Origin of the sequence: Actinomadura sp. 21ATH (assembly GCF_041951345.1) — a bacterium.
Lineage (GTDB): Bacteria > Actinomycetota > Actinomycetes > Streptosporangiales > Streptosporangiaceae > Spirillospora.
Genome location: NZ_JBGNUR010000021.1, coordinates 1 through 20037 on the forward strand (window position 1 = coordinate 1; position 20037 = coordinate 20037).

Here is a 20037-nt window from a genome sequence, read left to right on the forward strand (position 1 = left end):
CCCCCCCCCCCCCCCCCCCCCCCGCCGACTTCCGGGAGCCTCCTCGTCGGGGCCGGCTACTTCGGCAGCGAGGAGCTGGTGATGCGGGCCGGCAGGCCCCTGGTCAGCGTGTCGAGGTTGCCCAGGCCCGAGCCGTCCCCGGTCGCGCCCTCACGGTGGATCGGGACGCCCATCGACTGCAGCAGCGTGCGGACGGCCTCGCCCGGCTCGGGGGTCTCGGAGGACTGGGAGGTCTTGGGGGCCTCGGCCCCCGGCTTGGCGCCCGGCTGGGTGCCCGGCTGGGTGGCCGGCCCGGTGTCCGGCTTGGCCTCCGGCTCGGGCCTGTACGCGGACGTCGGCGTGAAGACGGCGTTGGAGCCCGGGATCTTCTCCATGAGCGGCAGGCCGTTGGTGAGCTCCTGGGTCAGGCCCTGGGCGCCGGGCAGGCCGGACGCGTCGGGCAGCCCGGCGCCGCCGAGCACGCCGAACCCGGCCAGCAGGTCGCTCGCGAGCGGTCCGGGCGGCGGCACGGCCTTGCCGACCCGCTTGGTGGACGGGAGCTTCGACGGCGGCCGCTTGACGATGGGCCTGCCGGCGGGCTCGCCGGCCGCGGTCCCGGTGCCGGCCGGCTGCTGCGCGGACCGCGGCGCCGCGCCGCCGGGCGCGAGCGGCGTGCCGATCGACCCGAGCAGGTCGGTGACCACGCCCGCCGGGTCGCCTCCGGGCAGCGGCAGGCCGGTCCCGCCGCCGCCGCCGAGGCCCGGGTTCGTCGTGTCCCCCGGGCCCTTGCCGGGCCGGGTGCCCTCGGCCGCGCGGGCGCCGCCGGTGTTGTCGACGTGCGCGCCGCCCTCGCACCACGTCCGGGTGACGCCGGCGACGGCGCCGCCGTTGCCGCAGGCGTTGGCGGGCAGGCTGACCGGCGAGTTGTACCGGGTGCCGCCGAGGAGGCTCTTGCTCCCGTGGCCGCTGCCCTCGTTGACGACCGTGGCGCCGCCTTCGCACCAGGCCCTGCTGACGCCGGCGACCGCGCCCGCGTTGCCGCAGAGGTTGACGGGCGCCGAGAACGGCGTGTTGATCTCGCTGCCGCCGTAGAGCGGGCGGGGCTCGGCCGCGGCGGTGCCGGCGCCCGCGATGGCGAGGCCGGCGGCGACCAGCACGGCGCGGCCGATGATGTTCGTCCAGTTCCGCATTCTCGTACTCCTTCATCTCGGTACAGCGGAGAAATGGGAAGGGCAACGGGCGGTGCGTCCATTGCCGAGCAGGAAAGGGCGTGGTCTCCGGAGGCTCCGGGCGGATTCCCGCGCGAGCGGAAAGGGGGAATCCGCGGGAAACGGCGGGAGATGGCGGGACGGTCCGTCAGCGCGGAACCGCCGCGCCATGGAGTTCTAGTCGGGGACGGTCGCCGGGTCGGCGGGCGAGGCGTCGTGCCCGGCCACCGCCGCCGGGAGCGCGCGCACGGCCACGGCGGGCGGTGCGGCGAGGGTGGAGGAGGAGAGCAGGCCGGCGGGCGGGGTGTGCCCGCCGCCGTTCTGCGGGAGGCCCGCGCCGCCGTCGTCCTCGCCGGATGCCGGGGCGTGCCCCGGGGAGGCGGGGGCGTCGGCGCCGCCGCAGTCGCGGCAGCCGCCGGTGGCGGCGGTACGGGTGTCCTGGGCCGGCGCGGTCCGGGCGCCGGGCGATGGCGCCTTCCGCACGGAGTCGCGGGCGTCCTGCGGCCGGTCATCGGAACGGTCCGGAGGGTCCTCCGAAACGATCCGATCCGTGAGCGGGGACAGCAGGCCGCGGACCGGATGCCGGTCGCCCAGCCCGGCCCGTTCGACCAGGCCGCCCCGCCCGACCAGGCCGGACGCCGCCGGACGCAGCTCGCGCAGCTCCGGCACGCCGGCCACCAGCCGGTCGACGGCGGCCGACGGCGCGCGCAGCAGGCGGCCGCCGTGCGCGGCAGTCCGGGCGAGCACCGGGCGGGACTCGCCGCTGCCGCCCGGCTCGCGCGCTTCCCGCGTCCCGTGCGCCCGGCGCGGTTCGTGCGTTCCGGCGTCCCGTGCCGGCCGCGCCTCGCGAGGCATCGCCGGTACGGGACGCAGCGCTGAGGAGGCCGGCTCCCCGGCCAGGGTGACGGCCCCGCCGGCCGCCGGCCGCGCGCTGCCGGTGTCGGCGGACGCGGAGCCGGCGAGCGCGGCGAGGACGAACCAGCCCGCGAACGCGAGCCCGGCCACGGCCGCGACTCTGAGGAGCCCCGGAACGCGGGCGGCGCGCGGCGTCCGGCCGAGGGCCGTGCCGGCCCTCCCGCGGATCGCTGCCTGCCGCATTCCGGGAACTCCTCACCATCGGAAAACACCGAAAGTCGATGACGGTCGGCGACGATACCAGCACCATGGGTAATGGACGCTGCCATTGAATTCCCGCTGGCGTGTCTCCGTGCCATTGACATGCTGGGGCGGCGGAGGCCGGCCGGTCCGGCGTTCTACCGAGGGTTTACCGGTGCATGTGGCGACGTTTGACCTGCGTGCCCGACGTTTCCGGCGGTCCCGGCGGTCCCGGCCGTGTCGGACTCGAGGACGGTCACCGTCTCCACGGGCGGAGCGGCGGCCTTGGCGTTGGCGGCGACGTGCGCCGCGATCCGCCGGGCGGCGAAGTCGGCGCCGTGCACGAACCGCATGACCGGCCCGAAGCTCGGGGCCGCGGTCAGCCCGGCGAAGTAGAGGCCGGGCACCGAGCTCTGGAAGTGCGAGCCGAGCACCGGTGCGCGGTGCCTGGCCTTCACCCGCTCGCGCAGCTCCGGGGCCAGGATGTCGATCCGGGCCAGGTCCGGCACGAAGCCGGTGGCCGCGATGACGTGGTCGACCTCGTGCTCCCACGGGCTGCCGACCGCGCCGGCGGTGGTGACGGCGGCGCGGCCGCCGGACTCGCGCGCGGCGGTGACCGTCCGGCCCGTCATCACGTGGACGCGGTGGTCGACCCGGTCGCGCAGCCACCACGCGCCGGCCGGGCCCATCGTCGTCCGCAGCAGGTGCTGCCGCGTCGCGTCCGGGAGGAACCGGGTCGTCCAGGGGTGCTCGGACCACACCCAGGTCCGGTAGCCGCGCCCCAGCCCGGACGCGGGGCCGCGCAGCATCCGGTCGAGCGCCGACGGCGCCGGTACGGGCACGTCGTTCCACGCCAGCCGCTCGGTACGCGCGAGGATCTGCGGGCGCGCTCCGGCCTCGGCGAGGAACACGGCCGTCTCCAGCGCGGACTGGCCCGCGCCGACGACCGCGACCTCCTGCCCCTCGAACCGGCCGAACTCGCGGTGGTCCATGCTGTGCGTGAGCAGCTCGGCGGGCAGCCCGGACAGCTCGTCAGGGACGCGCGCGAACGCCGCGACGCCGATCGCGATCACGACGGCCCGGGCGCGGGCGGTCTCGCCGGTCGACAGCGCGACCTCGTACCGGCCGCCGGCGCCGCCGCCCTCGGCCCGCTCGATCCGCTCGACCCGCGCCTCCTCGGTGTACGGGACGATGTGCCCGGCGAACCAGCGGCCGTACTCGACGAACGTCGAGAGCGGGATGGGCCGTCCGGTCCGCCAGCCGGGATTGCGGTCGGTGAAGGTGGCGCCGCCGTGCGGGGCGCCGAGGCTGGAGGCGAAGGGCTCGGACTTCAGGTGCATGCCGGGCGGCATCCGGTCGGCCCAGAACTCCATCGGCGTGCCGATGATCCGGACGTCCAGTCCGTGGTGCCGCAGGTACGCCGCGGTCGAGAGGCCGTACGGCCCCGCCCCGACGACGAGCACGTCGGCGGTCGAGTCGTGCATGTTCGCGTTCCCCCGTGGTGGTGCGTGTCGTTCTTGCGTGCGATCTCGTCTGGAGGGTCTGTCCGGGGGGAGGCGGGGGGAGAAGGCGGGAAGGGCCGGTCAGGTGGTCCGCCGGACGGCGCGGATCAGGCTGCGCCGCCCCATGACCAGGAACGGGACCGGGTCGTCGGCGGCGAGCCAGGCCCGCTCGCCGGCCTCGCGGAGGCTGCGGTACGCGCCGGCGCGCTCGCCGCGGCCGGGGCGGGACAGGGCGTGCCGCAGGAAGTGGTGCTCGACCAGGAACGTGCGGCCGTACCGGGGGAGCGGCGCGGGGACGGCGCGGCCGGAACGGTCCAGGTGGACGGCGCGGACGAGGTCGATCCCGCGCTCGTCGCAGAACAGCCGGAACTGGGCGCCGAGCCGGGGGTTGAAGTCGAGCAGGTGGTAGGTGCCGGTGCGCGAGTCGAGCCGGAAGTCGAGGTCGACGGTGCCGCGGCAGCCGAGGATGTTGACGATCTTGCAGGCGAGCTGCTCCAGCTCCGGGTTGAGGACCCATTCGCCGCGCACGGTGGGACCGGCGCCGGGCGGATGGGACAGGTGCTTGATCCCGGTGCCGCCGAACAGGCACGCGTAGTCGTCGTCGAAGTGGCCGTGGAAGAACCAGTCGCCGCCGCCGGACGGGACGCGCCGCTGGAGGATCAGCGGGCCGGCCGCGAAGCCGTCGTCCTCGTCGCCGATGGAGCGGGCGAACAGCCGCCGGGCCCGCTCGGCGGTCCGGACGATCTCCGTGCTGCGCAGCCCGTCCGGCAGCAGCCACGGCCGCGACCACTTGGCGACCAGCGGGAGCCCGAGCGCGGCGGCGGCCTCGTCCACCTCGGCGGGGGTCTCGGGGACGAGGCTCTCGGGGCAGGCGATGTCGTAGCGGTCGCACTGCTCCAGCAGCAGCGACTTGTCGGCGACCCGGCGCGGGGCGGCCGGGTCCTGGCGGGGGAGGAGGTAGCACTCCTCCAGCGCCTTCGCGTGCTCGGCCGCGAAGATCGCGCCCGCGTCGTCAAGCGGGATCAGCAGGGCGCGGCGGCCGATGCGCGCGGCGACCATCCGCAGGTGCTCGGCGAGCGCCTCGGGCTCGCGGTACGGTGACGGACCCCACGGGTGGCGGCGGCGCAGCCGCCGGGAGTGCGCGGCCGGGGAGGCGCGGCCCTCCAGGACCGCGTGCACCTCGACGCCGGCGCGGCCGAGCGACCGGATCGCGCCGAGCGTCCCGTGGTGGAGCAGGTTGCGGTCGGTGCGCAGCAGCAGGACGGGCAGGCCGCCGTCGAGCTCCGGTACGGGGATGCTCGGGGAGCCGCTGCTCGCCGTCCATTCCGGTGCGATTCGCATTCTCGACACGCTTCCTATCAAAGAGGTAAATTCTGCCGCCGCCTGGGCGATCTTGTTGTTCGTCCGAGCAGGCCAGGGGGCATACGATACGCATGCGAGCCGACGATAACCATCGTGTTCCTCGGCTGTTCGGCCATGGGCGGGCAAGATCTCCTTTGGGTCTTCTCGTACGGGCGCTGTCTGTTTCGTGCGCGGCCGCCGTACTGGCGGCCGCCGCGATGATCGCGGCGTGGCGGGATTTCCGCCCCGTGGAGCGGATTTCGGGCGTGGACCCGTCGCCCTCCGCGCCCCCGCAGGGCCCGCCGCCCGTGCGCACGCCGCCGCCCGTCCCGCTGGGCGCGTTTCTCGGTTCGGGCGAAGAAGGTGTGCGAAATGTCGGGCCGTTTCAGCAATGGCTGGGTACGGAGGTGACGGTCGGCCACACCTACCTGCCGGGCGAGCGCTGGGAGGACATCGAGGGCCGGCCCGGGATCCTGGAGCCCTGGGCGCGGTGGCGGCGCGCCGACCCGCGGCGGCAGCTGGTCGTCAACGTGCCGATGGTCGCGCCGAACGAGGCGGGCATGCCCGATGAGGCGGTGGCCTGGCACCTGCGCGCCGGCGCGGCCGGCATGTACGACCACCACTTCCACCGGCTGGCGCGGCGCCTGGTCGAGCAGGGGATCGGCGACGCGATCGTGGTGCCCGGCTGGGAGATGAACGGCAGCGTCTACAGCAGCCGGTGCGGCCCCGACCCGGCCGCATGGAAGGCGTACTGGCGGCGGATCGTGCAGGCGATGCGCGCGGTCCCGGGCGCCCGGCCGCGCTTCGACTTCACCGCCACCCGCGGCCGCGACGCGGTGCCGTGGGCGGACTGCTATCCGGGGGACGACGTCGTCGACATCATCGGCTCCGACAGTTATGACCAGCCGGACGGCGCGACGTTCGAGCATCACGTCCGGGAACCGTTCGGGCTGGAGGCGCACGCGCGCTTCGCCGCCCAGCACGGAAAGCCGATGTCGTTTCCGGAATGGGGATTGTTTCGCAACTCCGACAATCCCGAATATATCCGGGGAATGTACAACTGGATCTCCGTGCATAACGTGATATACCAGACCATCACCGATTACTGTCCGCACGGCGTGTGGAGCTGCCGCCAGAATCCCCGCTCATCGGACGTCTACCGCGAGCTGTTCGGCGGAAAAGGCGCGGGAACGCCCGTACCGGCACCGCCCGTCCCGGTTCCGCCGGCGTCCCCGCCGGCCTCCCCGCCCGTTTCCGCGCAAGCGTCCCCGCCGGCTTCGCCGCCCGTTCCGCCGGCGCCCGTTCCGCCGCCCGGCTCCGTAACCGGAACACCCCCCGCGCGGCCTCCGGCGGACGGCTTCTCCGCCGTTCCGGCACCCCCGGCGGACCCGGCACCGCCGGCCGCCGCGCCGCCCGCGCGGCCCGCGCCCGCCAATCCCGAGGTGACGGCCGAGAGCAGCGCCAGCGTCCCCGAGAGGTCGAACTCGCCCGCCGCGCCCGCGCCCGCCCGGCCCTCCGCGTCGGCCTCCCGGGGCCGCTCCAGCCTGTACGCGACCGCCTCGGCCAGCCCGCCGGGATCGTCCGGCGGGACGAGCGCGCCCGACTCGGGCTGAACGACCTCCGCGAGGCCGGGCACGTTGCTGCACACCAGCGAGCGCCCGCGCGCGAGGGCCTCCAGCGCGACCAGCGCGAGCCCCTCCCACCGCGAGGGCAGCACCACCACGTCGGCCGCCGCGAGCCAGCCGCGCGTGTCGGCGACGGGCGGCACGAACCGCACGCCGGGCGGTGCGGCACGGCGCAGCCGGGGCAGCGCGTCGCCGTCCCCGACGACGGCCAGCAGCGCACGGGGGCACCGCCTCCGCACGGCGGGCCAGGCGGCGAGCAGCACGTCCTGCCCCTTCTGCCGCGTCACCCGCCCGATGCACACCGCCAGCGGCGCGTCCGCCGGGAGCCCGAGCGCCGCCCGCGCCGCGCGCCGCTCGGCGGGACCCGCGGGGGTGAAGTGGCCGAGGTCCACGCCGTTGCGGACCAGCCGGTACGGCGCCCGCACCCGGGCCTCCCGCCCTTGCAGCAGCTCGCCCGTGCCGACGCAGACGAGGGCGCCGGTACGGCGCGCCGCGAGCCGTTCCCACAGCAGCCCGGCGGCGGCCTGCGCGCCGGTCGCGGCCAGCCAGGACCAGCCGTGCGGCTGGAAGATCGTCGGCACCGCGGGGCCGCCGAGCGGCCCGAGCGGGAGCCGCCCGGCCAGCCCGGCCTTGGCCGAGTGCAGGTGCAGCACGTCCGGGGCGAACCGGCGGACGATCCGCCGCAGGTCCAGCGCCTCGCGGACCGTGCCGGGACCGGGCGCGCGCCCGGCGTGCCACGGGACGTGCGCGACGCCCGCGGCCAGGAGCCGGGCCGCGAGATCGCCGTCCGGCGGGCAGGCCACCGCGACCTCCCAGCCCCGGCGCACCTGGTCGGCCGCCGCCTGCACGACGTAGACCGCCACGCCGCCGTCCGTGGGCTGGCTGGCGTGGAGCACGCGCACCCGGGCCGGCTCGGCCCGGTCAGCCATGCGCGGTCTCGTCCGGTACGGCCGTCAGTGCGGGGGGCACGCCCTCCTCCTCGTCGTCGGGAGACGTGCGGCCGTTCCTGTAAGCGGCGAGCCCCGCGCGCGCCCGCGCCGCCGTGGCGTACAGCGACGCGAGCGGTGACCGGCCGAGGATCAGCCGCTCGCTGCGCACCGGGACGGGCCGCCACTTCCGCTTGTACGGCTCGTCGCCGCGCAGCAGGCTGAGCACCGGGACGCCGGCCCGCCGGGCCAGCTCGACGTCCTGGCGGAGCAGCATCAGCGTCACCTCGATCCGGTCGCGCAGTCCGGCCTCGGCGCCGTACAGGTACGCGCCCGCGAAGTCGTGCCCGATCAGGACCAGGTCGGCGGCCACCGGGCGGTCGCCGTCGCGGTACTCCAGCAGCGCGGCCTGGCCGTCCCGGATCATCTCGCCCAGCGCGGCGGCCAGGTGCCGGCGGAACCGGGCGCGGGTGTGCTCGGGGTTGATCGGCCGCCCCTCCCACTGCCGGACGTGCAGGTCGAGCAGCCGGTTCACGGCCTCGGCCGCGCGCTCGGCGGGCACCGGCGCGGCCTCGATCCCGGTCGCGTCGATCCGGCGGAGCCGGGCCCGGACCTTGCCGGCCCGGCGGCGGGGGAGCGCGTCCAGCAGCCCGGCCAGATCGCCGGCCGGCAGTTCGAGGCAGAGGGACGCGGGGGTGCGCCAGGACGTGCCGGGCCAGCAGCCGGCCACCGCGTGCGCCGCCGCGCCGGGCCGCACCTCGCGCAGGTCGATCGCGCCCCAGCCGGGCGCGGCCAGCAGCGCGCGCGCCAGGCACCGCGCGGCCCGCCGGGAGTGCTCGCCGTCCAGGAGGACGTCGGTGAAGTCGCTCTGCGGCGCCGCGACCGGCTCCAGGACCGGGAACCCGCAGCGCCGCACGGCCATCAGCGGCGCCGCCGCCACGAGGACGCCGCGCCGCCGGACGAGGAACAGCCGCAGGCCGTCCGCGGTGCCGTAGTTGCGCCACCAGGACGCCAGCCACGCGTGCGACTGGAACGGCGTCGCGGCGGGGCTGCGGTCGTACAGGTCGCGCCATTCCCCGGCCAGCGCGGCCAGCGCGCCGCCGTCGCGGCGCACCTCCACCGTCCAGCCGGGGTCGCCGCGGCCGGTGCGGGCGCCGCCGGGGGCGGCCGCGTGCCGGCCGAGCCTGCCGGAGAGCGTCACCGGGCGGCCTCGGCGGGGACCGACGGCTCCTCGTCCTTCGGCTCCCCGGGCTCCCCCGCGGCAGGACCGGTCGCGGACGCCGCGGCCGGCTCGGGGCGCGGCGCCGCCTTGGCCCTGGCCACCCGCGTCCTGACCGAGGGCCTGGCCGCGGCCTGCCGGAGCCGGCGGGTACGGGCCGTGGCCGCGGCCGCCGCCAGCCCGCCGAGCAGGATCCCGGTCGCGGTCCCCACCGCGACGTTCAGCGGCGGGTTCGGCGAGCTCGGGCTCAGCGGCGCGGCGGCCGTGCTCATCAGCGCGACGCGCACGCCGGTGTCGCGCTGGTGGGCGTTGCCGTACCGGACGAGAGCGTCGGCGGCCGTGTTGGCGAAGCGCGCCGCCTGCCGCGGCGAGCCGGCCGTGGCGGTGAGCCGTACGAGCGGGGTGTCCGGAGACGTGGACGCCTGGATGCGCTCGCCCGCCTGGGCGAGGTCCCGCCGCGGCAGCGGGTCGGCGGCCCAGGCGAGGGTCTCCGGCAGGGCCGCAAGCCGCCCGTACGCCTGCGCGAAGCTGACCGCCACGGGCGGCCCGTCGGTGTGCTGGGACACGATGAGGACGTAGGACGTCGCCGAGTAGGCCGGCGCCTTGTAGAGCCCGTACCCCAGCCCGGCCAGCAGGCCGGTGACGGCCAGGGCCAGCACGATGCCGATCCGGCCGGCCGCCTCCCTGACCGGTGCGAACGCTCTGGTGAGGAGGCTGCGGAGTTCCTGCATGCTGCCCGACTCCTTTCTTGACGGAGGACGTGTCAGGTCTCGGTAGAGGACGGTGAGCCGTTCCGCGTGCGCGCGTACGGCGTAGTGGTCGACCGCAGGGGGGACGGGGAGGCGGTCCGCGGGGCCCGAACGCGCGTGCCGGGCGAGCACCGGTGCCCACGCGGAGACCCAGGTCGGGAGCCGGTGCGCGTGCGACGTCATGAGCGGGGCGGGCAGGTCGTCCAGCGCGGGGCAGGCCGTGTAGAGGACGGGGAGCCCGGCGGCCAGCGCCTCCAGGACGCTCAGCCCGAAGGTCTCCTGCGTCGACGGGGAGGCGTACAGGTCCATCGCCGCGAGCATCCCGGCGACGTCCGCCGTGTCCCGCGCGAACACGACGCGCGCGTCCCCTGACGCGAGCCTCTCCAGCTCGGCGCGGTGCGGTCCGTCCCCGACGATGAGGAGCCGCGCCCGCCGTCCCCGCACGTCCGGCTCGATCTGGGCGAACGCCTCGATGAGCACGTCGAGCCGCTTGGTGGGGACGAGCCGCCCCACCGTGCCGATGACGAACGCGTCCGGTTCGATCCCGAGGCGTTCGCGCACGGCCGTGCGGCGGGCGGCGTCGAACGCGAACGCCGCCGGGTCGATGCCGTTGGGCACGGTCACCAGGCGGCCGGGCCGCACCCCCCACGCGCGGAGGCGCCGGGCGACGGTGGGGGAGACCGCGATCGTGACGCTTCCCAGGAGCTCGGTCGCCCTGTACAGCATGCGGACGCCGAACGTCGCCCGCCGCCCCTCGATATGGCCGTCGCCCAAGGAGTGCTCGGTGGCGATGACGCGGCGGACCCCCGCCAGGCGCGCGGCGACTCGCCCGAAGACGCACGCCCGGTAGAGGTGCGTGTGCACGACGTCGTACCGGCCGCGGCGGATGAGCCGTACGAGGCGCGGCAGCGCGGTGAGGTCGCGGTTGCCGCGCATCCCGATCTCGTGGACCGGTACGCCGCCGGCCGCGATCACCTCCGCGAGCGGCCCCGCGGCCCGGGTGAGCACCGCGACCTCGCACTCCACGGGAAGGTGCCGCAGCAGCAGCGCCAGCTGCCGCTCGGCGCCGCCGTGCGCCAGCCCCGTGATGACGTGGAGCACGCGCGTCATACGCGCACCAGCCATTGCAGCTCGTGCCGGACGACCTTGGCGCGCAGGCGCAGGCTCCGGTCCCGTTCTCCCACGTAGGTGCGCGCCAGCGTGAACCGGGTCGCCTCGGCGGGGCGGATCCCGCACCCGTAGTCGTAACCGGCCGCCCTGACGGCCGCCGCGTCGCGCGGGGTCGCGTGCCCGTACGGGTACGCGAAGCCGCCCACGGGCCGCTGCACGATCTCCTCCAGCGCGGCGCGGCTTCCCGCAAGCTCCTCGCGGACCTCGTCGTCGGACGCCCCCGGCAGGGACACGTGCCGCACGCCGTGCGACGCGACCTCCATGCCGAAGTCCGCGACCGCGCGGATCTGCTCGTCGGTCATCAGCGCCTTGGGCGGGCCGGTGTCCCAGGCGTTGTACGCGCCGATCCGCCCGGTCACGACGAAGACCGTCGCGGTGAACCCGTACCGGACCAGCGCCGGTACGGCCCGCGTGGCGAAGTCGGCGTAGCCGTCGTCGAAGGTCAGCCCGACCAGGCCGCGGGTGCGGCCGCGGGCGTGCGCGCGCAGCAGCTCGTACACGCTGACGCCGCGCAGCCCGCGCGAGTGCAGCCAGCGCAGCTGCCGCTCGAAGCGCTCCGGGGTGACGGTGACCAGGTGCGGGTCCTCGTCGTAGTGGTCGACCGAGTGGTACATCAGCACCATCGGCATCGAGGCGATCGGCTCGTCGCCGTCCGGACGGTTCACGTGCTTGCTTCTTCCTGGTGGCGGAATCGGGTGAGCGGGCCGAGCGGCCCGGTGGCGCGGGTGCGGGCGTGCGCCGCGAGGACGAGCGCCGCGGCGTAGACGGCGGTGACCGCCGCAACGCCCGCGAGCAGGCGGGGGAGCGGAGGAACGCCCGGCCCGAGCAGGCCCGCGGTCAGTGAGCCCGGGACCAGCGGCCCCGGCCCGGTGACGGCCAGGCCCGCGGCGCAGGCGAGGCCCGCGGCGAGCAGCAGGGTGGCGAGGTCGCCGCCGACCGCGCGCGCCGACACCGGCGCGACGTGCCGGCGCATGGCCGCGAGCAGGAGCAGCGCGGCGACGGTGATGCCGGCGGCGTTGGCCGCGGCGAGGGCGGTGGTGCCCGCGGCGGCGACCAGCGTCGAGCCGGCGATGCCGGTGACGGCCAGGCCCGCCGCCATCGCGCGGGCCGGATGCCAGACCGGCCGGCTGCCGGCGAAGAACGCCCGCGCGGCGACGCCCATCATCGCCTGGCCCCACACGCCGAGGACGTACACGCGCAGCACCAGCGCCGTACGGGAGGTGTCGGCGGCGGTGAACCGGCCGTGCTGGAACAGCAGCTCGATCATCAGCGGCGCGAACGCGGCCATGCACGCGACGGCGTACAGCACGATCGCGCTCACCACGACCAGGTCGCTCTCGACGCGGCGGCGGACCCCGTCCACGTCGCCGCCCGCCGACGCCCGCGCCAGCCGCGGGAACGTCACCGTCACCAGCAGCAGCGAGGCGACCATCGGGACCTGGCCGACCTTCTGCGCGTAGTTGAGGTGGGAGATCGAGCCGGCGGCGAGCGCGGAGCCGAGGAAGCGCTCGATGAGGACCTGCGCCTGGCGGGTCACGGTGTACAGCACGACGGGCACGACCGCGGCGAGCGTCAGCGCGGCCGCCCCGGGCCGGTCCGCCTGCCCGGCCGGGGCGGCGGCGGGTGCCGGTGCGGTGCCGCGCAGGCAGCGCACGAACGCGGGCGCCTGCACCGCGACCATGAGCAGCCCGCCGCAGGCCACGCCGAGCGCCGCGCTGGTGATGCCGAGCGGCGCCGCCAGCGCCGCGATCATCACGAGGATGCCGGCGTTGTACGCGGCGTAGATCGCGGCCGGCGGCCCGAACCGGTGGTGCGCCCGCAGCGTCGCGCTCATGAACCCCGCCACGCCGAACGCCAGCACGGTCAGCGCGGTCAGCCGCACGCAGCGCACCGCCGGGCCCGGATCGTCCAGACCCGGTGCCAGCACGTCCACCACCAGCGGCGCGGCGAGCACGATCCCGACCGTCGCCACCGACAGGGCGGTGACCAGGCGCGGCAGCACGCTCGTCACGAGCGGCCGGATCCCGTCCGGCTCCCGCATCGCCCGGATGACCAGCGGCACCATCAGCAGCGCCATGGCGTCCTCGATCAGGATCGGGGAGACCGTCTCGGGGATCGTCCAGGCGACCAGGAACGCGTCGGTGCCGCTGCTCGCGCCGAACCGGTGCGCCATCACCAGGTCGCGCACGAAGCCCAGCGCGGTGCCGCCCGCGGTGAGCAGCGCGGTCAGCAGCGCCGCCCGGCGGATCGCCGAGCCCTCGCCCTGGTGCCGGCGCGCGGCCTCGACGGCCGTCATCGCGCGTCCCCGGGAGCCCGCGGCAGCACCCGCGCGGCGACGAGGCCGAGCAGGATCGCCACCAGGACGCTGCTCGGGCCGCTCATGTCGGCGTACACGAAGTTGATCAGCAGTCCGGCCATGAAGCCGGCCGAGGCCAGCCACAGCGGGTCGCGCGGGTCGCGGCGGACCCACAGCCCGTACAGGAGGGTGCCGAACAGCGCCGCCAGCCCGGCCAGCCCCACCACGCCCTGCTCGGACAGGACCAGCAGGTACTGGCTGTGCGGGGACAGCAGCGGCTGGCGCTTGTAGCCGTGGATCGGGTCCTCGGTCTCGCCCGCCGACGACAGCTCGATCGGCGCGTACGAGTCGCGGTACGCCGGGAAGTTCTTGACGCCCACGCCGGTGATCGGATGGTCGCTCCAGATCCCGGCGGCGGCCGTCCACAGGCTGTACCGGTCGATCACCGACTGGTCGGGCGACTCGGCGATCCGGGTCATCGACTGCGCCCGCGCCGACAGCGCCTCCGACCCGACGCCGAGCCCGCCGACCGCGACGACGGCCAGCGCGGCGCCGGCCACCGCCGTGCGCACCGCGACCCGCCGGTCGTACGCGAGCAGGACCAGGCCCGCGGCGGCGGCGATCGCGATCCAGCTGCCCCGGCTCAGCGCCAGCGCCAGCGCCACGCCGAGCACGGCCATGACCGCCACCGCGGCGGGCCGCCACCGGCGCGGCCCGGCCAGGAGGAACGCCAGCGTGATGACGATGCCGAAGCCGGTGACGACCGACAGCGCCATCACGTCACCGGCGCCGAACGTGCCGACCGCCCGGACGTTCTCGCCGCCGATCGACGCGCCGTTCCCGCTGAGGGACTGCCAGATCCCGTACACGGCCTCCAGCAGCCCGGCCACGACGACCGCGCCCGCCACCAGCAGCGCGTCCGCACGGTCCCGGACGACGGCCGCGACCGCCACCGGGACCAGCACGAAGACCTGCGCGACCCGGACGTAGCCGGCCAGGCTGGTCCCGATGTCCTGCGAGCACAGCGTGGCCAGGCCCAGGGCGGCCAGCACCGGGCCGAACGCGAGCAGCGCCCGCGGCGGCACCTCGGCCCTGCGGGCGACGACCAGGATCGCGGCGGCCGCGACCAGGACGGCGCTGAACACGTCGGCGGGCGTCACCGCCACGCCCGCGTCCTCGGCCCGCGGGCTCGCGGGGAAGCACACGCACAGCGCGGCGGCGCACACCATCCAGCTGGGGCGCCTGATGAACGTCTCGATCACGGGCGGGCCCCTGTCAGCACGGGTTCCTCGTCAGGACGGCCCGCACGGTCATCAGCAGGATCTTCAGGTCGGCGCGGAAGGACCAGGTGTCGATGTAGCGGTTGTCGTAGCGGGCGCGCAGCTCGATCGAGGTGTCCCCGCGCAGGCCGTGCACCTGCGCCAGGCCCGTCAGGCCGGCGGGCACCCGGTGCCGCAGCGCGTACTCGGGGCAGGTCTCGGTGAACAGCCGGACGAAGTGCGGGCGCTCGGGCCGCGGCCCGACCAGGCTCATGTCGCCGCGCACGACGTTCCACAGCTGCGGCAGCTCGTCCAGCGAGGTCTCGCGCAGGAACCGGCCCACCGGCCCCAGCCGGTCGTCGCCCGCCACCGACCAGCGGGTGTCGGCCTCGTGCTCGTCGGCGGGCCGCAGCGAGCGGAACTTCAGCAGCACGAACTGCCGGCCGCCGGCGCCGACCCGGCGCTGCCGGAACAACACGCCCGGGCCGCCCTCCAGCCGTACGGCGAGGGCGCAGGCCAGCATCACGGGCCAGGCCAGCAGGAGCGCGGCGCTCGCGGCGGCCAGGTCGAACGCGCGCTTGGCGGCCCGCGCCAGCCGCTCTCCCGTCCGCGAGCCGAGGCGCAGGCAGGGCAGGCCGGCCAGGTACTCGACGCGCCGGCCCGGCCCGGCACCGGTGATCAGGTCGAGCGTGGACAGGACCAGGAGCGTCTCGCACGGCAGCACCGAGCAGGCGCGGACGAACGCGTCCAGCTGCGGGCGCCGGACGCCGTCCATGACGATCACGACGGTGGCGGCCGGGCGGTCCAGCACGGCCTCCCGCAACGCGGGAGGCGGGCCGAGGACGGGCAGCCCGGGGAGCGGCCCGTCGTCGCCGCCGGGAAGGACCTGGCCGACCGGTACGAGCCCGAACTCGCGCCGCTGCCGCAGCACGCGGATCAGGTGCTCGGCGGTCGGGCCCGTACCGACGATGACGGCGGGACGCGCCGCGCCGGTCCGGCGGGCGGCCCGGCGGCCCGCGGCGGCGACGGTGCGGCCGGTCCCGGCGAGCACGCAGTGCAGCAGCATGATCCAGAACCAGGTGGCGGCGAGGTCGCGCGGAGCGGGCGGCGCGGCGCCGAGGGCCTCCGCGCCCCGGGACGCGGGGAGCAGCGCCGCCGCCAGCGCCGCGACCGCGGCGGCGCGGACGGCCAGCGACGGCGCGTCGTCGAGCAGCGAGGAGCTCAGCCGGCGCCGGTAGAGCCCGCCGACGGCGTTGAGCCCCGTGACGGCCGCGCCCGCCGCGAGGGCCACCGGCGCGCCGGCGCCGCCGGCCGCGGTCGCGAGCGCCACCGCCGACGCCATGGACAGGCCGTCGGCCGCGCCGAGCGCGAGCGGGTAGAGGACGGGCCGGACGAGAGGGCGTGCCGTACGGGTGCCACGCGGGCGGGCACGGGGTTCGGACGGGAGCGGGCCGCCCTCACCGCCGGGCGCCGGGCGCGCGCCGGAAGGTGCGGCGCCGGTGCCGATCGAGGGGACGCTCAGCCCCTGTGAGCCCATCTCGGCCGTCCTTTCAAAGAGGGGCCAGCCGGCTGCCCTGTCATCGGATCGGATTCGAGTCTGCGGGTACTGATCAAGAGAAGGTGCGGGGCGGCGCCGCACGGGTCCCATGCCTTTAACAAAGGTCAACGTGCTCTTGAGAATGACCGTGGTGCCGGAAACGTGGCGGTGCCGGGGCGCGTTCTCTGTGGTGGCGAACACGCAGGTCGGCAACTCGATAAGCGCCGTGAGCGCCGGGTCGCCGGCGCCATTTGCGTCGAAATGAAGTGGCTGAATCTCTGTCCGGCGCAATCGGAATGTAATGATCACTTCAAGTTCCCAGTTTTCGGCCCGATGTACTTCGCGACGGCCGCGGGATCTGTGTTACCACTGTCGAAGCACTGCGGAATCGCGTATCCGTGGAGCTTTCGAAAACTCTGCGCACATGAGCTCAGGAGGGCAACATGATGAAGCGACTCGCCGCGACAGGCGTTCTGGCCATGGCAGTCGGGGGGGCGCTGCTGGGCGCCGGTCCCGCTCTGGCCCACGGCGGAGACGGCGACGAGGTCGAGAGCACGGAGGTCCAGGAGGTCACCAACGAGCAGGGCCTCGGCGTCCAGATCTGCCAGCTCCCGGTCATCCCGATCATCTCGCCGCTCGAGATGGAGGACTGCCTCAACGGCTCGTCCGACGTCGAGAAGAACGAGACTCAGACCGAGGACTGATCTCAGACCAGAAACAGGAAGGGTCCCGCCGTCCGGCGGGGCCCTTCCCCCTTTTCAGGCCGCCCGCGGATGACGCACCCCTCCCCGGCTGCGGTCATTTCGCATTTGGGTGACTTGTATGCCTTGTTGCCGGTTCTGCCTGCTTTGGATGCTGCGGTCAGGCTCAATAAAGCCCTCTGGCCTGGGGTTATGTGGATCGGCGAGCATGCTACTGGTCCCGCTGGCGTCCAGTCCGGTGCCGGGGAGCCCGGGTCGAAGATCGTGCTGAGTGCCGCCGGCATGGCGCCCTGGACGGTGACCGTCCAGCCTGACGGCACGGGTGGAGGACCGCCGAAAGCGGCGGCGTCGGCTCCGCGTGCCGGGAACCGGAGGCAACCGCCTCTTTGATGATCTGTGGTTTTACCGGCCGGGCGGCAGGTTCAGAAATGCCATGTGAAGTCATGGAATTCGAGGGCCCATACATTTAGGGCGATATCGTCGGTGGCCGCGCTCGCGGCCGCGCTACTGGTCCCGGCCGCGGCCGCACCGGCGGCAGGGCCGCCCGGCTGGTGCGCGCCCGGCCCCGGCCTGCGGGCCGGGGCGCTGCCCCGGGTGGTCGACCTGCGGAGCTGCGACCTGCGCGGCAGGCTGGTCAAGGGCGCGAACGGCGCGGCCGTCCGCGTCCCCCGGGACGGCGGCTCGGTGGCCGCCCACCTGCTGCGCCGTGACGGCGCCACGGAGCTGGAGATCCGGGTGGACCCGGCGGCGCGCACGGCCACCATCACCGAGGGCGCCAGCCGGCTGCCGGCGGACCGCCCCCGCCACGTGCGCACCACCGCCGGCGGCTGCACCGACGACGGCCGCAGGCTCGGAACGAGCAGGTGGCGGCGCGGCTCGACGGTCTCCTGGCACTACTACCGCGGCACCGTGCGGGACAGCGGCCTGAGCGCGCGCCGCGCCGCGCGGGCCGTGCGGCGCGGCGTGGCCGGCGCGTTCGGCGTGCGGACCGACTGCGTCAAGGGCGCCCGGAGCTTCCACCCCAAGCCCGACATCCGGCAGCGGTACGCGGGCACCACGGCGAAGCGGCCGAACGTCGACCCCGCCGGCGCCTGCGAGGCCCGCGACGGCGTCAACGCGTTCGGCTGGGACGCCCTCGCCCGGCTGGAGGCCGACGCGCTCGCGGTCACCTGCCTGTGGCACCGGGCGGGCGGCACGCTGGAGAGCGACATGGCGGTCCAGACCCGCGGCAAGCGCTGGTGGACGCCCCGCGTCCCGCGCCGGGGCGGCCCGCAGCCCGTGCCGGGATGCCCGTCCGGACGGTACGAGGCCGTCGCGGTCGTCACCCACGAGACGCTCCACGCGCTCGGCCTCCGGCACATCGAGGGCAAGCGGCACGAGTGGCTGTCGATGAGCCCGTTCGTCCACCTCTGCGACGACCGCGCCGCCACCCTGGGCAAGGGCGACCATCGCGGCCTCATCGAGCTCTACGGCGCCCGCCGCTGACGGCGCGTCAGATGAGCCTCAGCAGCCTCGCCAGCGCGGTGCCCTTGTTGCCGCCGGGCGCCAGGTCCTTGGACGCGTACCCGAACAGGTAGTGCAGCATCCGGTCCCGCGCCTCCTGGTACTGGAGGTAGGAAGGGGTGTCGAACAGCGCGGGGTCGTCGAGGTCCGTCGGCACGTGGTACGGCCGCGTCACCAGGGCCCGCCGGCTCGGCGGTCCGGCCGGCACGGCCGGCACGGCCGGCGTCCCGGTCGCCAGGGCCGGGCCCGCCGCCGCGGGGATCCGGACGTCCCGCCCGGCGCGCGCCGTGGTGCCGGGCGAGGGCGGGAACAGCGGCTCGGGCACCGAGGTGTCGCTGGAGAAGAACCCGGGATGGGCGAGCGTGAACGAGACGGTGTGGATCGTCCGGGACCGCCCGCTCACCGGGTCGGCGCCGGTGGCCGAGTCGGCGCACAGGTCGACCGTCGTCGAGTGCGCCAGCTCGAACGAGTACCGCACCCGCTGCGCGGTGACGACGAGCCGCGGGGCCAGGTCCTTCCAGCCCTTCGGCTCGGCCAGCTCGCCGCGGTGCCGGCCGAGCCCGTCGGCCAGCACCCGGCCGAAGGCGTTGTCGATGCCGTCGTCGGCGAGGAACTCGGCCAGCCGGCGCGGATCGGCGTCCTCGATCGGGTGGATCCGCGACACCAGCCGGATCCGCTCCCCGGACGGGTGCGCCTTGACCACGCTGCGGCCCTTGGCGGTGAGGTGGAAGGTGCCCTTCTCGTCGGTGTTGACCTGCCGGCGGCGGAGGACGACCGCGTACCGCAGCAGGGTCAGCGCGGGGACGTCGTAGTACGTGTCGGTGCAGCGCCGGATGTGCTCGGCCGACATCAGCTCGATGTTCAGCGGCCGCAGGTCGTCCGGCCGGACGAACAGCGCGCGCAGCTGCGCGACGACCGAGACGTGCTGCTCCGCGCTGATCAGGAACTCGGACTGGGCCTCCAGCGAGGTCGTCATCTCCATGCCCGGCTGGAGCACGTCCCGGAACGCCCGGTAGACGGGCCGGTTCTCGCGCAGCGGCTCGCCCGCGTGCCACGCGGGCTTGGCCGCGGTCTCCGACTCCTTCAGGTCCTCGACCGTGATCGGCCGCAGGTCGATGCGGCCGGACCCGTTCTTCTGGTCGAGGCCGCCGCTGTAGTGGGCGGGCTCGTTGCGCCCCGTCTTGTTGTCCCACCATTCGGCGGTGAGCCCGGCCTGCGGCAGGACCTCCAGCACGGCGTCGCGCGCCGACACCTCCGCCGACCGCCGTACGCCGAGCAGCTTGGCGAGCTGGTTCCAGGTGTAGGACGCCGAGAACGTGCAGACGTTCTGGTCGGGGGGCGGGGTGAGGATCGCGACGGTGTCCAGCCGGCGCCCGGCCGGGCCGTCCAGCGTGACCAGGATCAGGTCGTGCGGGCGGGCGACATGGCCGAGGTTGCACAGCACGGTGACCTGGAAGCTCAGCCCGTCCTCGTTGACGCCGTACCCGTTGACGATCAGGCGGGCCAGCTCGGTGAACCGGTGGTCGCGGGAGAACAGCGGAGGCGTGACCATCGGATGGTTGGACATGTCCGCCCCGAAGACCAGCTGCCGGGCCCGCTCACGGCGGCGGCGCAGGAACGCCGGGGTGCGCCGGTCGATGTGCTGCGCCGGCTCGGACGCCGCCTCGTCCGCGTGCACCGCGTACGCGACGTCGCGGCCCGGCGCGACCCGGCCGCCCGTCATCGACGGCGGGACGGGGTCGGCGGGCGGGGCGGGGGTCACCGCCCACCGCCGGTACACGGTCATCCCGCTGACCAGGTCGCGGACTCCCGCGCAGCGGTAGTAGACGTACCCGCCCGGACTGATCTCGGACCCTGCGACGACGGTGTCGCCGACTGCGGGGATCCACACCTCTGTACCGGGGGGCAGCGGGGGGTTGGTCCTGCC

Annotated in this window: 14 protein-coding genes; 2 read left to right on the top strand and 12 right to left on the bottom strand. The window is 75.6% G+C overall.

Annotated features, from left to right (window positions below; translation table 11 throughout):
- Positions 1–56: 56 nt before the first annotated feature.
- The 11 genes from ACA361_RS36690 to ACA361_RS36740 form a co-directional block, all read right to left on the bottom strand.
- The gene (locus tag ACA361_RS36690) at positions 57–1169 is read right to left on the bottom strand and encodes a hypothetical protein (protein WP_375019712.1); all 1113 of its coding nucleotides are present in this window, start codon (positions 1167–1169) and stop codon (positions 57–59) included.
- A gap of 195 nt (positions 1170–1364) precedes the next feature.
- Entirely contained in the window at positions 1365–2285 is a 921-nt protein-coding gene (locus tag ACA361_RS36695) for a hypothetical protein (protein WP_375019713.1), read from the bottom strand.
- A 155-nt stretch (positions 2286–2440) separates the two neighbouring features.
- Positions 2441–3766, bottom strand: coding sequence for an FAD-dependent oxidoreductase (locus tag ACA361_RS36700; protein ID WP_375019714.1), 1326 nt, complete (start codon positions 3764–3766; stop codon positions 2441–2443).
- Positions 3767–3865: 99 nt separating this feature from the next.
- Positions 3866–5125 (bottom strand): ATP-grasp domain-containing protein, encoded by a 1260-nt coding sequence (locus tag ACA361_RS36705; RefSeq protein ID WP_375019715.1) that lies wholly within the window; start codon positions 5123–5125, stop codon positions 3866–3868.
- Between the two features lie 1156 nt (positions 5126–6281).
- Positions 6282–7679, bottom strand: a complete 1398-nt coding sequence (locus ACA361_RS36710) for a glycosyltransferase (protein ID WP_375019716.1) — start codon at positions 7677–7679, stop codon at positions 6282–6284.
- On the bottom strand, positions 7672–8877 hold the full coding sequence (locus ACA361_RS36715) for a GNAT family N-acetyltransferase (protein ID WP_375019717.1): 1206 nt from the start codon (positions 8875–8877) through the stop codon (positions 7672–7674). The genes ACA361_RS36710 and ACA361_RS36715 overlap by 8 nt, the downstream gene beginning before the upstream one ends.
- Positions 8874–10754, bottom strand: coding sequence for a glycosyltransferase (locus ACA361_RS36720; RefSeq protein WP_375019718.1), 1881 nt, complete (start codon positions 10752–10754; stop codon positions 8874–8876). Before ACA361_RS36720 ends, ACA361_RS36715 begins: the two co-directional genes overlap by 4 nt.
- Entirely contained in the window at positions 10751–11479 is a 729-nt protein-coding gene (locus ACA361_RS36725; protein ID WP_375019719.1) for a polysaccharide deacetylase family protein, read from the bottom strand. Before ACA361_RS36725 ends, ACA361_RS36720 begins: the two co-directional genes overlap by 4 nt.
- Positions 11476–13110, bottom strand: a complete 1635-nt coding sequence (locus ACA361_RS36730) for a lipid II flippase MurJ (RefSeq protein WP_375019720.1) — start codon at positions 13108–13110, stop codon at positions 11476–11478. The genes ACA361_RS36725 and ACA361_RS36730 overlap by 4 nt, the downstream gene beginning before the upstream one ends.
- Positions 13107–14372 (bottom strand): O-antigen ligase family protein, encoded by a 1266-nt coding sequence (locus ACA361_RS36735; protein ID WP_375019721.1) that lies wholly within the window; start codon positions 14370–14372, stop codon positions 13107–13109. Before ACA361_RS36735 ends, ACA361_RS36730 begins: the two co-directional genes overlap by 4 nt.
- Positions 14373–14385: 13 nt before the next feature.
- Entirely contained in the window at positions 14386–15906 is a 1521-nt protein-coding gene (locus ACA361_RS36740; RefSeq protein WP_375019722.1) for a sugar transferase, read from the bottom strand.
- A 479-nt stretch (positions 15907–16385) separates the two neighbouring features.
- Between ACA361_RS36740 and ACA361_RS36745 the strand changes: the two genes are divergently transcribed.
- On the top strand, positions 16386–16610 hold the full coding sequence (locus tag ACA361_RS36745) for a hypothetical protein (protein WP_375019723.1): 225 nt from the start codon (positions 16386–16388) through the stop codon (positions 16608–16610).
- A 480-nt stretch (positions 16611–17090) separates the two neighbouring features.
- Positions 17091–18092, top strand: coding sequence for a hypothetical protein (locus tag ACA361_RS36750; RefSeq protein WP_375019724.1), 1002 nt, complete (start codon positions 17091–17093; stop codon positions 18090–18092).
- 7 nt (positions 18093–18099) lie between these two features.
- Here ACA361_RS36750 and ACA361_RS36755 read toward each other — a convergent pair whose 3' ends face one another.
- A complete protein-coding gene (locus ACA361_RS36755; protein WP_375019725.1) occupies positions 18100–20001 on the bottom strand; it encodes a hypothetical protein in 1902 nt (633 codons plus the stop codon).
- Positions 20002–20037: the final 36 nt, after the last annotated feature.